13 protein-coding genes are annotated in these 14,561 nt (G+C 46.8%); 9 read left to right on the top strand and 4 right to left on the bottom strand.

Annotated features, from left to right (window positions below):
* Positions 1–176: 176 nt before the first annotated feature.
* The 6 genes from pflB to QUA23_RS19725 all read left to right on the top strand — a co-directional run bounded on the left by pflB (position 177) and on the right by QUA23_RS19725 (position 8,243).
* On the top strand, positions 177–2,405 hold the full coding sequence (pflB, locus tag QUA23_RS19750; RefSeq protein WP_333077900.1) for a formate C-acetyltransferase: 2,229 nt from the start codon (positions 177–179) through the stop codon (positions 2,403–2,405).
* A gap of 275 nt (positions 2,406–2,680) precedes the next feature.
* On the top strand, positions 2,681–3,421 hold the full coding sequence (pflA, locus tag QUA23_RS19745; RefSeq protein ID WP_333077901.1) for a pyruvate formate-lyase-activating protein: 741 nt from the start codon (positions 2,681–2,683) through the stop codon (positions 3,419–3,421).
* A gap of 124 nt (positions 3,422–3,545) precedes the next feature.
* A complete protein-coding gene (gene adhE / locus QUA23_RS19740) occupies positions 3,546–6,176 on the top strand; it encodes a bifunctional acetaldehyde-CoA/alcohol dehydrogenase (protein WP_333077903.1) in 2,631 nt (876 codons plus the stop codon).
* Between the two features lie 226 nt (positions 6,177–6,402).
* Entirely contained in the window at positions 6,403–6,696 is a 294-nt protein-coding gene (gene clpS, locus QUA23_RS19735; RefSeq protein WP_190743461.1) for an ATP-dependent Clp protease adapter ClpS, read from the top strand.
* A gap of 123 nt (positions 6,697–6,819) precedes the next feature.
* A complete protein-coding gene (locus QUA23_RS19730; protein WP_333077904.1) occupies positions 6,820–7,134 on the top strand; it encodes a hypothetical protein in 315 nt (104 codons plus the stop codon).
* A gap of 200 nt (positions 7,135–7,334) precedes the next feature.
* Positions 7,335–8,243 carry a hypothetical protein gene (locus QUA23_RS19725; RefSeq protein ID WP_333077905.1) on the top strand — a complete coding sequence of 303 codons (909 nt, stop codon included), beginning with the start codon at positions 7,335–7,337 and terminating at the stop codon, positions 8,241–8,243.
* Between the two features lie 7 nt (positions 8,244–8,250).
* On the opposite strand, the gene QUA23_RS19720 is transcribed toward QUA23_RS19725, so the two are convergent.
* Positions 8,251–8,751 (bottom strand): plastocyanin/azurin family copper-binding protein, encoded by a 501-nt coding sequence (locus QUA23_RS19720; RefSeq protein ID WP_333077906.1) that lies wholly within the window; start codon positions 8,749–8,751, stop codon positions 8,251–8,253.
* Between the two features lie 47 nt (positions 8,752–8,798).
* Positions 8,799–9,917, bottom strand: coding sequence for a tocopherol cyclase family protein (locus QUA23_RS19715; RefSeq protein ID WP_333077907.1), 1,119 nt, complete (start codon positions 9,915–9,917; stop codon positions 8,799–8,801).
* A gap of 175 nt (positions 9,918–10,092) precedes the next feature.
* Between QUA23_RS19715 and QUA23_RS19710 the strand changes: the two genes are divergently transcribed.
* Positions 10,093–10,674: an Npun_F5749 family FMN-dependent PPOX-type flavoprotein gene (locus QUA23_RS19710; RefSeq protein ID WP_333077908.1), complete on the top strand. Its 582-nt coding sequence runs from the start codon at positions 10,093–10,095 to the stop codon at positions 10,672–10,674.
* A gap of 75 nt (positions 10,675–10,749) precedes the next feature.
* On the opposite strand, the gene cysE is transcribed toward QUA23_RS19710, so the two are convergent.
* Complete coding sequence (gene cysE / locus QUA23_RS19705) at positions 10,750–11,547, bottom strand: serine O-acetyltransferase (protein WP_006634002.1); 798 nt, start codon at positions 11,545–11,547, stop codon at positions 10,750–10,752.
* A gap of 147 nt (positions 11,548–11,694) precedes the next feature.
* On the bottom strand, positions 11,695–12,177 hold the full coding sequence (locus QUA23_RS19700; protein ID WP_333077910.1) for a hypothetical protein: 483 nt from the start codon (positions 12,175–12,177) through the stop codon (positions 11,695–11,697).
* Between the two features lie 129 nt (positions 12,178–12,306).
* On the opposite strand from QUA23_RS19700, the gene QUA23_RS19695 reads away from it, so the two are divergent.
* Both QUA23_RS19695 and mrdA read left to right on the top strand, forming a co-directional pair.
* On the top strand, positions 12,307–12,567 hold the full coding sequence (locus QUA23_RS19695; protein WP_333077911.1) for a hypothetical protein: 261 nt from the start codon (positions 12,307–12,309) through the stop codon (positions 12,565–12,567).
* Positions 12,568–12,725: 158 nt separating this feature from the next.
* Positions 12,726–14,552, top strand: a complete 1,827-nt coding sequence (mrdA, locus tag QUA23_RS19690) for a penicillin-binding protein 2 (RefSeq protein ID WP_333077912.1) — start codon at positions 12,726–12,728, stop codon at positions 14,550–14,552.
* Positions 14,553–14,561 lie beyond the last annotated feature (9 nt).

The raw sequence follows: 14,561 nt of genomic DNA, 5'->3' as shown, positions 1-14,561 counted from the left end.
TCACGAGGATGTTCTGCCTACTATCTATCTTAATTCTTCCCACGAAATTAGCAAGTCAATTTTTGTAACAAATAGCAGATCGGGTATTTAAAATATTGAAATTAAATATATAGTAGATGTAGTGGTCGAAGAAGAAAAGATCGATCGCTAACAAAAAATTGAGGTGAAAGCAAGCTATGTTTGCAGAATGGCACGGCTTTACTGAAGGCAACTGGACAAAGGAAGTCAACGTCAGAGACTTCATCCAAAAGAATTACACCCCCTATGAAGGGAATGCAGAATTTCTCACAGCACCAACCGAAAAAACCCAGCAGCTTTGGCAAAAAGTTCTGGAATTAATGAAGCAAGAGCGCGAAAAAGGTGTATTGGATGTTGATACAAAAGTTCCCACATCTATCACGGCTCATGCAGCAGGATACATCGATCGCGACTTAGAACAAATAGTAGGTTTGCAAACAGATAGACCTTTGAAACGCGCGATTATGCCCTATGGCGGGATTCGCGTGGTCAAGGCCGGTTTAGAAGCTTACGGCTATCAGCTCGATCGGCAAACAGAAGAAATATTTACGAAATATCGCAAAACTCATAACGATGGTGTATTCGATGCTTACACGCGGTCGATGCGTCTGGCGAGACGTTCTGGTATCATCACAGGTTTGCCAGATGCCTATGGACGCGGGCGGATAATTGGTGACTATCGGCGCGTTGCTTTGTACGGTGTCGATCGCCTAATTGAGGATAAAAAAACACAGCAAGAATCACTCGAACTAGACGCGATGGACGAGGGAACAATTCGCTTGCGCGAAGAGTTATCCGAGCAAATTCGGGCATTATTTGAGTTAAAAGAAATGGCTGCTAGCTACGGCTTTGATATTAGCCGTCCGGCAGCAAATGCACGAGAAGCTGTCCAGTGGCTGTATTTTGGCTACTTGGGAGCAGTGAAAGAACAAAACGGGGCAGCGATGTCTCTCGGCCGCGTATCGACGTTTTTAGACATTTATTTCGAGCGCGATTTACAAAGTGGCGCGAGTTCCGAAGTGGAATTGCAAGAACTGATCGACCATTTTGTAATGAAACTCCGCATGGTGCGGTTTTTGCGAACTCCCGACTATAACGCTCTGTTTTCTGGCGATCCAACTTGGGTAACAGAGGCGATCGGCGGTATAAGCACTGACGGTAGAACATTGGTAACTCGTAACAGTTTCCGATTCTTGCACACCCTCTCAAACCTCGGTACTGCACCCGAACCAAATCTCACCGTTTTGTGGTCGGAAAACTTGCCGGAAAACTTCAAAGAATTCTGTGCGAAGGTATCCAGCGATACGAGTTCGATTCAGTACGAAAACGACGACTTGATGCGTCCTCAATACGGCGATGATTACGCGATCGCCTGTTGTGTTTCCGCCATGCGAATTGGCAAGCAAATGCAGTTTTTCGGCGCGCGAGTTAACTTAGCTAAGACTTTGCTCTATGCGATTAACGGCGGTAAAGACGAGAAGTCCGGCGACCAAATCGCGCCGCAGTTCCCACCGATTACTACCGAATATCTCGATTATGACGAGGTAAGAGCCAGGTTCCACGACATGATGGCGTGGTTGGCAAAAACGTATATCAATACGTTGAATGTCATTCACTATATGCACGACAAATACTGCTACGAACGCCTGGAAATGGCATTGCACGATCGCGATGTTTACCGGACAATGGCCTGCGGAATTGCCGGATTGTCTGTGGTGGCGGACTCCCTGTCGGCGATTAAAAACGCTAAAGTTAAGGTGATTCGCAACGAACAAGGTTTGGCAGTGGATTACTCGATCGAAGGAGAATATCCAAAATACGGCAATAATGACGATCGCGTAGACAGTGTGGCGATCGAACTTGTGCAAAGCTTCATGAACGAAATTCGCCAGCACAAAACCTACCGCGGCGCTGTAGCGACTCAATCGGTACTCACAATTACCTCTAACGTAGTGTACGGCAAAAAAACTGGTAGCACTCCCGACGGACGTAAAGCCGGCGAACCCTTTGCTCCCGGTGCTAACCCGATGCACGGCCGAGATTCCTGTGGGGCGATCGCATCCTTATCTTCTGTAGCAAAACTGCCTTACAGTGATTGTCAAGATGGCATATCGAATACTTTTTCGATTCTACCGCAGGCCTTGGGCAGAATGGAGAGCGATCGAACTAATAACCTAGTTGGTCTCCTAGACGGCTACTTCCACGATGGCGGCCATCACATCAATGTTAACGCCCTCGATCGGCAAACATTACTAGATGCGATGGAACATCCAGAAAACTATCCCCAGCTAACAATTCGCGTCTCCGGTTATGCGGTCAATTTCATCAAACTTACCCGCGAACAGCAATTAGATGTGATTAAACGGACTTTCCACGAACGCGTCTAAATCCCAGCAGAAAAAACTCGGCGGTTGAAACCGCTCAAGAGTCAAACTTTCATCCGAACAGAGGGGGACTGAAGAAGCTGTTAAACAATTAAGCTCAATCCCCCCTAGCCTTAAGAAAGGGAGAACCGGAAACTCTCAAATTCCCCCTTCTTAAGGGAGATGCCAGGGGGAGCGAGCCGAGGCTCTAAAAGATAGAGCCGAAAGTTTTCAGGCTATTATTAACCCCGCCCTCCCGCTCATCCCTACTCTCAAAATCCCCACAAACAGCAAATTAAATGTCTGGAATTGGTCGCATTCATTCAATCGAAACATTTGGTACCGTAGACGGCCCCGGAATCCGGTTTATCGTCTTCACCCAAGGCTGTCCTTTACGCTGTCTTTACTGTCACAATCCCGACTGTCGCAGTTCCCACGATGGTAAAGAAGTAACCGTCGATTATTTAATCGAGCAAATTACAAAATGTAAATCCTACCTGCGGAAAGGAGGCGTTACCGTCAGCGGCGGCGAACCGTTGATGCAGCCGGATTTTGTCAGAGAAATCTTTACCCGCTGTCATCAAATGGGTTTGCATACAGCGCTGGACACATCAGGATTCTGTGTTTTAGACGTTGCTAAACCGGTTCTGGAAATGACCGATCTGGTTTTATTGGACATCAAATCCTACATTCCCGAACTGTATTACAAAGTCACCAACGTTTCCATCGAGCCTACTTTAGCAATGGCCAAATATCTCAGCGAAATTGGCAAACCGACGTGGATTCGCTTCGTTCTAGTTCCTCACCTCACAGATGACATCCAAAACGTAGAAAAACTAGCGGAGTTTATTGCCAATCTGAACAATGTGGAAAAAGTCGAAGTATTACCATTTCATAAAATGGGAGAATACAAATGGGAGCAATTAAAACTGGATTACGAACTCAAGGATACACCTCCCGCTTCACCGGAACTCGTGCAACAAACAGTTGATATTTTTCGCAGTCGCGGCGTCAATGCGATCGGAGCTAGCGGTATATAATAATTAAAAGACCGCGTTCACAAGTCACCAACAATCTTGAAATTATCTGCGTTGATCTGCGGGTTCCCTACCAATCAAAGATTGAGGCAATAATTTTCCCGAAATAAACATCAGGCAAAATAACATGAAAGTTACCAATTTAGAAGAATTAGAAGTCCTAATTCAAAAAGTGAAAGCAGCCCAAGCTGAATTTGCCACCTACACTCAAGAACAAGTCGATCGCATATTCAAGCAAGCAGCTTTAGCCGCTAATGCCGCCCGCATTCCCTTAGCCAAGGCAGCAGTCAAAGAATCGGGAATGGGAGTCATCGAAGATAAGGCAATCAAAAATCATTTTGCCTCGGAAATGATTTACAACAAATATAAAAACGACAAGACTTGCGGTATCATCGAGTCCGATCGGCATTTTGGCTACGAACGCATTGCCGAACCCGTGGGAGTGCTGGCGGGAATCGTGCCTGTAACTAACCCGACTTCCACCACCATCTTTAAGTCTTTAATCGTTCTCAAGACGAGAAATGGCATTATATTTTCGCCCCATCCCCGCGCCAAATCCTGCACGGCTGCGGCGGCAAAAATCCTCCTCGATGCTGCGGTAGCAGCAGGAGCACCACCGGATATTATAGGGTGGATTGACGAGCCAACTGTGCCGCTTTCCCAAGCTTTGATGCAGCACCCCGATATCAAACTAATTTTGGCAACTGGCGGGCCGGGAATGGTAAAAGCTGCCTACTCTTCAGGGCATCCATCCCTCGGTGTCGGCGCGGGAAATACTCCCGCCATCATCGATGAAACCGCCCACATCCAAATGGCAGTCAGCTCAATTTTGCTCAGCAAAACTTTCGACAACGGCACGATTTGTGCTTCGGAACAATCGGTAGTTGTTGTGGATGAGGTGTACGATGCCGTGCAACTGGAATTTATCAAGCGCGGTGCTTATTTCCTGAATGCTGAAGAACGAGAAAAAGTGCGGCAGGTAATCTTAATTGATGGTCGATTGAATGCCGAAATTGTCGGACAATCGGTGCAAAAGGTGGCGCAGATTGCTGGTTTTGTAGTGCCGTCAAACATCAGGGTTTTGATTGGAGAAGTGGATGCGGTTGGTAAAGAAGAACCCTTTGCTTGTGAAAAACTTTCGCCGATTCTCGCAATGTACCGCGCCAAGGACTTTACTGAAGCAGTAGACAAAGCTGAAGCGCTGATAATTTTTGGCGGACACGGACATACTTCTGTACTCTACACCGCTCCGCACAATCAGAACCACATTCGTTATTTTGAAAGCAAACTAGAGACTTCGCGGGTGCTGATTAATACGCCTTCTTCTCAAGGTGCGATCGGCGATTTGTACAATTTCCGCCTCGATCCCTCCCTTACCCTCGGTTGCGGTAGCTGGGGCGATAATTCGATTTCTGTCAACGTGACACCCCATCACCTGCTGAATATCAAAACCGTAGCAGAACGGCGCGAGAATATGCTCTGGTTCCGCATTCCTCCCAAGATTTATTTTAAGTCGGGTTGTCTTCCTGTAGCTTTGAGGGATCTTGCAGGTAAGAAACGTGCTTTGATCGTGACGGATAAACCTTTGTTTGAATTGGGATTGACTAAGGAAGTCACAGATAGTTTGGAAGAAATCGGCATCGATCACTACACATTTTACGATGTGGAACCCGATCCTTCACTTGCTACTGTTCGCAAAGGTTTAGAAATCTGCAATAGTTTCCATCCAGATGTGATTATTGCCTTTGGTGGTGGCTCGCCGATGGATGCTGCTAAAGTAATGTGGCTGATGTACGAGCATCCAGAAATTGAGTTTGAAGGATTGGCGATGCGGTTTATGGATATTCGCAAGCGGGTATACGAACTGCCACCTTTGGGATCGAAGGCAATTATGGTGGCAATTCCAACTACTTCGGGAACGGGTTCGGAAGTCACGCCTTTTGCGGTTGTTACGGATGAACGATCGGGGATTAAGTATCCGCTTGCAGATTATGCTCTGACTCCGAGTATGGCGATCGTCGATCCAGAACTGACGCTGAATATGCCCCGGAAACTGACTGCTTACGGCGGCATTGATGCGCTAACCCACGCTTTAGAAGCTTATGTTTCTGTGTTGGCTTCTGAGTATACAAATGGTTTGGCTTTAGAAGCGATTCGTTTGCTGTTTAAATACCTGCCCAGCGCTTACAAAAATGGTGCTAACGATCCGAAAGCGCGGGAGAAAGTACATTATGCTGCTACGATCGCCGGGATGGCATTTGCTAACTCTTTTCTGGGGGTTTGTCACTCAATGGCTCACCAATTAGGTGCAACTTGCCACGTCCCTCACGGTTTAGCGAATGCGCTGATGATTTCCCATGTAATTCGCTACAATGCAACGGATGTTCCGTTCAAACAAGCGATTTTTTCTCAAAACAAGTATCCTAACAGCAAGTGGCGTTATGCTCGAATTGCGGACTATCTGAATTTGGGCGGCGATACAGAAGAGGAAAAAGTTGAGAAGTTGATCGCAGCGGTGGAAGCTCTGAAGCGTGAGGTAGATCTTCCTAGCACGATTCAGGAGGCTCTTGCCAGTCAGGGAATGAGTGATGATTTCTTTTTTGCTCGCGTTGAGGAAATGGCCGATCGCGCTTTTGACGATCAGTGTACCGGAGCGAACCCCCGCTATCCGCTGATTGAAGATTTAAAGCAACTTCTGCTGCAAGCGTATTCTGACGGTGACACTTCTGATCTCAATCGAGTGTTAACTTTAGTTTAATCGGCGCGGTGCAATAGATTTCTCCAGAAAAGCCTGTCAATGGGAAACGGGATGCCTAACCTCTACTCCCCACAGTTTCTGGAGAAATCTAACGCAGGCCTGGCTGTGAAAATAAACCCCGAAGCGGATCAAAATACCAAGTAGGGGTTGAAACATTTTGAAATTGTGTTATAATTTTAGAGGTAACTATTTTACGAATTTTGTAGTTTTAGTGGCTGTTCGCGCGATGACCTCTTCACCAACCATAGCACCCGTTCGATCGAGTCAAGTTACCCGCAAACCTTATCCCAACTATCGGGTAATAGTTCTTAACGACGACTTCAACACATTCCAGCACGTTGTGGAATGTTTGACGAAATACATTCCAGGGATGACGAGCGATCAAGCTTGGAAACTCGCCAACCAAATCCACCACGAAGGCCAGGCCACAGTCTGGGTTGGCCCGCAAGAGCAAGCAGAACTTTATCATATGCAATTGAGCCGTGCCGGACTGACAATGGCTCCGCTAGAGTCAGCTTAACATTTTTTAATTAACAGTTACAATACTTACTTTCAAATTTGCCAAAATGGCAACATCACTTCATCCTCTTGATTTAGATTATGGGTAAACAAGCCTAATCTTTTACTCAAGTAGGATACTTTTATGAATCATCCTTTTGATCTAGATATTGCTGATCTGGAAGCAATTGATTTGGATTTTGAAGAGACGCTAACTGATGAAGAGTCCACCCGCATCGGAGGTGGATTAAGGGCTACCACTCTAGCTCTAGGTGAAGAAGGTGGTGGTGGGATACAGTGTATCTCAGCTCCCTGTCCGGGAAGTGAAGGAGGAGGAGGATTTCCTCCCCCGCCTCCTATTTTCGACCCTCCGGTGACCACTCTGGCTATAGGTGAAGAGGGTGGAGGACCTTACACAAAAGCTTGGTTTGAAGGCGGTGGAGGCCCTCTTGATTGGTAATCTCATTCCTGGCGACAATGGTAGAGATTCTGCCTAATTCCTGAACTATGCCGATTGTTTCTGTAATAAGACTTTCAAAGATTCAGCCTCATTCGAGTGTTTTTTTTAATATATAAAAAGTTGCAACACTCCCAAAACAAGTGATGCGACTTTTCATATTTGTACTTGCTTTTAGCACATTTTTAATTTTTAATTTTTCCATGAACATTTTAATTCTGGGTAATGATTCCGATGCTCATGCTGCTCATATAAAAGATGCTCTCACCCAAGCCGGTGCAGAAGTAGATTATTTAGATACCTATCTGTTTCCAAGACAGTTACGTCTGTCTTGGCAACCTGATACCTTGGTAGGGTGCTTGACGCTACCTGGAGGTCGCCAGTTAAATTTTCCAGATATTCACAGTGTATTTTGGCGCAATTTTTCCGGTGTTGGCGTTGCACATTTAAAAGATGCAAATCAACAGCAAGTTGCATTGAACGATTCCATGAGTACAGTGCGATCGCTAATGCAAGCTTGTCCGGCTCGCTGGATTAATTCCTGGCAGGCATACCAATTTCATAAAGAAAAGCCCCTACAACTGAGTCTGGCAAAGCAAATAGGAGTGACAATTCCTGCAACTTTAATCAGTAACAATCCACAGCAAGTTAGGGAATTTTTTTTCCAATCTCAGAAAAAAGTAATTTTTAAGCCCGTTTATGGTGGCGCTCATACCAAGTTGGTGACAGAGGCGCATTTAGAACCTAATCGGCTGGACTTGGCTTTGAGTATTTCTCCAATCACAATACAAGAGTATATTCCTGGGACAAACATTCGCAGTTATGTGATTGGTGAATCAGTTTATTCTGCAGAAATTCGCAGTCAAGCTTTGGACTTTCGGGAAGATTTAGAGTCCGAGTTAATTCCGATAGATTTGCCAGACTCTGTTCACCAACAATGTTTAGCAATATTAAAAGCATTTATGCTCGATTGGACTGCTATTGATTGGCGTCTCAAGCCAACGGGTGAGTATGTATTTTTAGAGGCAAATCCTAGTCCGATGTTCAGACATTTTGAGCGTCAGACTGGTTTTCCGATTACACAAAAATTGGTCAATCTGTTAATGTATTAACTGGGATTTAAGAGGCGATCGTAATTTTGCCAATCATTCCCGCCTCTGTATGTCCGGCTACCGTACAGCGCAGGTTGTAGGTTCCCGATTTCATCGGTACAAACACCCATTCTGCCATAGCGCCCGGTTTAAGTTCCAATTCGTGAATCGCTCCTTTAATTTCCACCTTACCCGCTTCAACTTTTTGAGTCCAACTCGCATCAGCAAAGTCTTTAGCAGTAAAATAATGTTTCTGCGAACTGGGATTTTTCAGCACTAATTTATAGCGCTTGCCAGATTCAAATTCTAACAGATTGGGAAAAAACTTTAGTTCCCCAGCTTCGTTACCTAAACTAACAGTAATTTCGGTGACAGGTTGCCGAGACAAATCACCTGCCGCACTAGCAATTGCCGTCGGCATCAAGATTGTGCTCAAACATAAAATTACTCCCAAAATCACCTTGAAAGTTTTTTGTAACTGCTGGCTGCGGTAGAATTTGCCTAATTGCCAACCAAGTAAATTGATCATGGCTGTTATGACTCCTGTTAACTGGCTAATCACTAATGACTAATGATTTAATGCGATCGCCAAACTTCATCCCAAGGCCCGCCCCCAACTTCCAAACCCGATAAAGAACTTTGAGCCTCTAAGATAATTCTAGAACGCTGCTTGCCATTTTTTTCCACATTTCCCCCCAACAATTCTCGCAGTTGCAAGCGCAATTCGCCGTGCGTCGTATCCCGGCAGCAAAAAGCCATGCCTTTTTCTGTAGGAGTTCGCACATAAGTACCAGGACTATTTGTAGTGCCAATCAACTCAACTTCAAATTGGCTGCTTCTAGCCTGCATTTTCCAGCTTCCCCAAGGTTGAATAGTCCAACTAACTTGGGAATTCCAAGGCACAAATTCGTAAAATTTTCCTCGGTAATGCAGACAAATCATTGCTACCGACTCCATCCACCACAGCACGCCCCGCTTGCCGCCGCCAGCAGTTAAAGCTAAATCCTTTTCGCCTTGAAAACAATTGCAATTAATCCAAAACCACTTTTGCGGAAAAGCACCGCCCCAGTTTTTTTCGCTGTAAGCGGGAGCATCTTTAAATTCGTAGCGTTCGCCGTTCCAATCGATCCAGCCCGTGGCTAAACCGTGAGCCATTAAAATTTGCCATCCAGGCTCAAATACGGGGAGAAAAGATAGCATTCCCGCTGTAGATTTCTGGATTTCCTCAGAGTTGCCCCAGCCATAAATAGGTTGAATTTCGTACTGCCAAAAACAGCGGCTGCCGCTTCCCGGATCGTGCAGATAACCTTGATTTAAAGTAGCAGTAGCTTGATAGCCTTCTTCGACGCGGCTGTCGAATACTTGCGGCTCTAAATATTGGGGTTTAATTTGTAAATCTGTTTTGCCCCAATGTCCGAAACCTAAGCTTTCTCGGTGCGCCCAAAACTTATTTACATCGGGAAAAGTGCGGCACAAATAGCTATCTTTCGGGCCGAGAATTTGAGCTGCACCGCCACTGTAAGGTTGACCGCCTCTGGGGTCTTCGATGGAATACATGAATGCAAAGGATTGTCCGTGAATCGGTAAGGTTATTCGGTAGTACCATCCTTCAAAAAAGCGCCGCGAACTTCCGTCCCAGTGGTATCCGCTGTGGGGAGTTTCAATAGTTTTGAGTTTTGAGAGTGAATTTGACATAAAATTACCAATAGCAAGATTTTAATAGTTGTAAGTTGTGAGTTTAGGGAAGAGAAGCAGCAGGAAGTTCGGCAACAGATTGGCTCGACGGATTTAATGGATGTAACGGATAGAATTACCAATTACCGATTACCGATTACCGATTACCGATTACCAATATGATAGGTTATTAATTATGTCTTTAGCACTTTGGCGATCGCCCTTAGCTCGCGCGCTCCACCGCAACCGCAGTCTTGCTTTTGCCCGTTACTTGCAACTAGCAACTGTTCGCGCCACGGGGCGTCCAGCCAACCGCACTGTGGTGTTTCGAGGCTTTTTAGGAGATACTAATCAGTTGAAATTTATTACAGATATTCGCAGCCAAAAGGCAGAGGAAATTAACCTCTATCCTTGGGGGGAAATTTGCTGGTATTTCCCGACAACTCGCGAACAATTTCGGATTGCTGGAAAGCTAGTTTTGGTAGGGGCAGATTATCCAGAGGCAGAGTTGTGCTCATCGCGCTGCACAACTTGGCAGGAGCTTTCTGATGCGGCTAGAGCGCAGTTTGCTTGGCCACAGCCGGGGGATGACAAAGCCGAGGCTAGTGCTTTTGATTCTGCTTCCCCAGATGCGATCGAGCCGCTGCCTAATTTTTGCTTGCTGTTGTTGGAACCGGAAACGGTGGATTTGTTGGAGTTGCGGGGGGAACCGCAAAATCGGTCGCTTTATCGGCGCGACGGGGAGGGAAATTGGTCGGTGCGATCGGTTAATCCGTGAAAAATTAAAGTGAAAAATTAAAAATTAAAAATTAAAAACAGAGATTGGGATTTTTAACTTTTAATTTTTCACTCCTCAGATGCCGGTGCCATCAAAAAACTCTTGAATTGCTTTATCTTTTAACTGACAAGTGGTGGCAACAGCTAATTGGGTTTTTTCAGCTACAGCTACATTGCTGGTTTGATTTAAAGTTGGGAATGCTGAAGGCGAATTGGGAACAGAATTTAAGGAGACAGATGCTTGAGGAAGCAAACTTTTTACTTGCTGTTCGAGGGACTCGATACGATCGAGCAAAGAGCGAATTACCACAGCTTCCGAATCCGGCAAACTGCCGTGTTCTAGGGGATTGACGCGCACTCCCGATCGATAGACGATGCGGCCGGGAATCCCTACCACTGTACAGTCAGATGGTACGTCGCGGAGCACGACGGAACCGGCGCCGATGCGGACGTTATTGCCAATTTGCAGATTGCCGAGTACCTTGGCGCCGGCACCGACAACTACGTTTTCGCCGACGGTAGGGTGACGCTTGCCGCTTTGTTTGCCAGTACCGCCAAGGGTGACACCTTGGTAAATTAGGGCAAAATCGCCGATAATCGCTGTTTCGCCGATCACAACCCCCATACCGTGGTCGATGAATACGCTTTTGCCGATGGTTGCCCCTGGGTGGATTTCAATTCCGGTCAAAAAGCGAGCAATGTGGGAAATCAAGCGGGGGATGAAGGGAAGTCCCAACACATAAAGCCAGTGTGCGAGGCGGTGCAGCACTAGGGCCTGAAGACCGGGGTAGCAAAACAAAACTTCCAGCCAGTTGCGAGCGGCAGGGTCGCGATCGAAAATTATACTGAAGTCAGCTCTAAGAGTCTTTAGCACTTTCGGAGTTACCTATTTTGGTTAAACACGCCACTTTCGATTTTACATTTTACTGGATGGGAGAAGTGAGCGGTCGATCGGGAGGCGGGAGAGTGGGGTAGAATTTGACGACATTTTATTGTCGCCATCCAACAGCGCCGCTGCGTTCTATTCCTGTACTGAGATTGTATAGTTAGACTTGACTCCGGGTTCGAGAGTACCTACCCAAATCTTGTAAGAGCCTGCTTGCCAGTCTGAATCAAGTATGCCAGCATCTTTATTCTGACCTATATCGTCTCCGCAGCGCACCGCATTACCGGGGCCTTGTACGACTAAGGTCGTGTCCTTGCCTCCGCTGTTGACTTGGAGTGTGAGTTTTGAAAAGTTTTGCTGCAAGACTATGATGTGGTCGGGAGTTGGGGTGGCAAAACCCAAACATTTGTTTTTGTGGCGATCGGCGTTGGCTATGGCAGATAGAGAGTACGATCCGCCGGTGGAACCTCTCAAAACTGCTGTTGGGGCTGCAAAACCTCGCGATAAAGTTAAAGTGCCGAAATTGACTGTTTCTGCTAAAACTGGTAGGGCGGCGATCGCGGCGATCGCACCCAAGACCGCACCGTTTTTGAAATTGGCTCGCTGATTAAACAACATGGTAATACTCCTCGGTCACAACTTAAAACCACAACTCAGAATTTACCCATCGCAGCCCCTAGAATCCAAACTATGGAGGAAGAATAATTTTTTTTAAATTAGTTAAAAACCTCCTGGCTTCTCTTTCTTATGTCTATCAGGACAATCCCTGTACGATCGCGCTCGCTTGTGCCACTCGGATTTCTGCCACAGGCGATCGACTCATATCCGAAATTGTACGGTGTCAAGATGATAAATTTGATACTCCTAGCCTTGCTGCTGGCGATCGGTTCCCTATTGACACAGGCCTTGGTATTGTTACCTATAGGTCTATTCGGCTGGCTCCACCTCCCTAATTGGCTGAGCCTGACATTGATTTTTTTGGCTATTTCTTGGTGCTTGGGGGATTAGTCACCTGTCATGAGTTATTAGTGATCAGTCAAAAGTTAACGATCGATGATTCCACTTCCCCCAAGAGTCAATGCCCGATTGTCCGCGCTTTGATGATGTATACTTCACAATTGACAATTCAGGAATCTAAAATCTAGGATTTGACATCTACCTATAGAATGATGCAACGACAAGTTTATTCGATCTCAGCATTTCACTCTTCTGACAAAACCCTGGCGGAAACTCCTAAGAAACAGGAGCGTCCGATACACCGGGCGATCGTGTTAATGCTGGTGGCAACAGGTTTGCTGGGCCTGCACGCTAGTCGGCTGGTGGAATTGCAACTGATACAAGGAAAGCAAAACCGGGAACGAGCCGAAAACAATCGCGTTCGCCTAGTGCCCATGCCGGCGAATCGCGGACATATTATCGATCGCAAAGGCAAGTTGCTAGCGGCAAACAATTTAGCTCGATCGGTATATTTGTGGCCGAAAGAACAAACGCCGGAAGAGTGGAAAGCGACAGCAGAAAAGTTGAGTCCGCTGGTTAAAATCCCGGCACAAGAAATTTTAAAAAAATTAAAAGAGGTCGATCCTCAATCCTATAGACCGGTGCGGCTCAAGCAAGCAATGCCGCCAGAGGTGTTTGTGCCACTAGCAGAACACGTGGGACAAATGCGGGGAGTGGAAGTGCGGCCAGAAGCGAACCGCTACTATCCCGAAGGCAGTTTGGCGGCTCACGTGATCGGATATATTGGCGAGGCTACCGCAGCAGACTTGGAAGATCATCCGGAATACCCGATGGGGATGATTGTCGGTCAGATGGGCATAGAAGCGAGTTCTAACAAGAAGATTGCGGGAGTTTGGGGCGATCGGCTGATCGAGGTAAATGCCCAAAATCAAGAATTGCGACTGATGGGAGAGACACCTCCCAAACCCGGTGAGGCTGTGCAGCTAACCATAGACTTGTCCATGCAAAAAGCAGCCGAAAAAGCCCTGGGGAACCGCCGGGGGGCAGTAGTGGCGCTGGATGTCAAAACCGGGGCGGTATTAGTTATGGCCAGCCACCCGACTTTTGACCCCAATCTGTTTACGCGAAAAATCACTAAGGATGAGTGGGCAACTCTTCAAGATCCGCAAAATCCATTTTTGAATCGGGCCATGCAAGGTTATCCCCCCGGCAGCACGTTTAAAATTGTGACTTCCGTTGCGGGCCTGGAGTCGGGCAAGTTTTCGCCGGACTCAATTCTCGGTACTTCGTCTTACATTACTGTGGGGGGAATTGATTTTAACGAACACAGCGGCGGTTACGGCGACATCGGCTTTCGGGATGCTTTGGCTTTCAGCAGTAATACGTTTTTTTATCAAGTGGGGATTAGTACCGGGCCGGAGCAAATTTCTAAGTGGGGAAAACGCTTGGGAATTGGCAAGGATACGGATTTTAATCTTTTGGGGCTAGGCGGCGGCGATCACGGTCAAATCCCGACGCCGGAGGAGAAGGAGAAAATTTATAAAGAACCTTGGTATGCAGGTGATACGGTAACGATGTCGATCGGTCAGGGGTTGGTGTTGGTGACTCCTTTGGAGGCGGCGGTGATGGTGAGTTCGATCGCTAATGGGGGCTATCGGGTGAAGCCTCATCTTTTGACTTCTATGACCCGCACAGCGGAGACTAAACCGGTACATACGGGGATGAAACCTTCAACAATTCAGGTGGTTAAGGAAGGACTAATCGCGGTAGTTGCCCAAGGTACGGGACAGGGGATGAATGACGGTACGATTCCGCTGACGGCGGGCAAAACAGGGACTTCGGAGGTGATCGGACAGCAGGATCACTCTTTGTATGTGGCCTTCGGGCCCGCTGAGAAGCCGGAAATTGCGATCGCCGTGGTTGTCGAAAATGGCGGTTATGGTTCTGTTGCAGCAGCCCCGATCGCGAAAGAGGTGTTTCAAGCTTATTTTGGCCAACCGAAAAAGGTGAAGGAGTCTGTAGTGATTACTCCTTAGTTATTGGGA

Source organism: Microcoleus sp. Pol1C5, from assembly GCF_036701115.1.
GTDB lineage: Bacteria > Cyanobacteriota > Cyanobacteriia > Cyanobacteriales > Microcoleaceae > Microcoleus.
Note: the sequence above shows the minus strand (reverse complement) of the source record. Positions and strands in the feature narration are given on the sequence as shown.

Excerpts from the sequence above, each read along its gene's own strand:
- pflB (WP_333077900.1), top strand. The coding sequence starts at position 177 with ATGTTTGCAGAATGGCACGGCTTTACTGAAGGCAACTGGACAAAGGAA.
- pflA (WP_333077901.1), top strand. The coding sequence starts at position 2,681 with ATGTCTGGAATTGGTCGCATTCATTCAATCGAAACATTTGGTACCGTA.
- adhE (WP_333077903.1), top strand. The coding sequence starts at position 3,546 with ATGAAAGTTACCAATTTAGAAGAATTAGAAGTCCTAATTCAAAAAGTG.
- clpS (WP_190743461.1), top strand. The coding sequence starts at position 6,403 with ATGACCTCTTCACCAACCATAGCACCCGTTCGATCGAGTCAAGTTACC.
- QUA23_RS19730 (WP_333077904.1), top strand. The coding sequence starts at position 6,820 with ATGAATCATCCTTTTGATCTAGATATTGCTGATCTGGAAGCAATTGAT.
- QUA23_RS19725 (WP_333077905.1), top strand. The coding sequence starts at position 7,335 with ATGAACATTTTAATTCTGGGTAATGATTCCGATGCTCATGCTGCTCAT.
- QUA23_RS19720 (WP_333077906.1), bottom strand. The coding sequence starts at position 8,751 with ATGATCAATTTACTTGGTTGGCAATTAGGCAAATTCTACCGCAGCCAG.
- QUA23_RS19715 (WP_333077907.1), bottom strand. The coding sequence starts at position 9,917 with ATGTCAAATTCACTCTCAAAACTCAAAACTATTGAAACTCCCCACAGC.
- QUA23_RS19710 (WP_333077908.1), top strand. The coding sequence starts at position 10,093 with ATGTCTTTAGCACTTTGGCGATCGCCCTTAGCTCGCGCGCTCCACCGC.
- QUA23_RS19700 (WP_333077910.1), bottom strand. The coding sequence starts at position 12,177 with ATGTTGTTTAATCAGCGAGCCAATTTCAAAAACGGTGCGGTCTTGGGT.
- QUA23_RS19695 (WP_333077911.1), top strand. The coding sequence starts at position 12,307 with ATGTCTATCAGGACAATCCCTGTACGATCGCGCTCGCTTGTGCCACTC.
- mrdA (WP_333077912.1), top strand. The coding sequence starts at position 12,726 with ATGATGCAACGACAAGTTTATTCGATCTCAGCATTTCACTCTTCTGAC.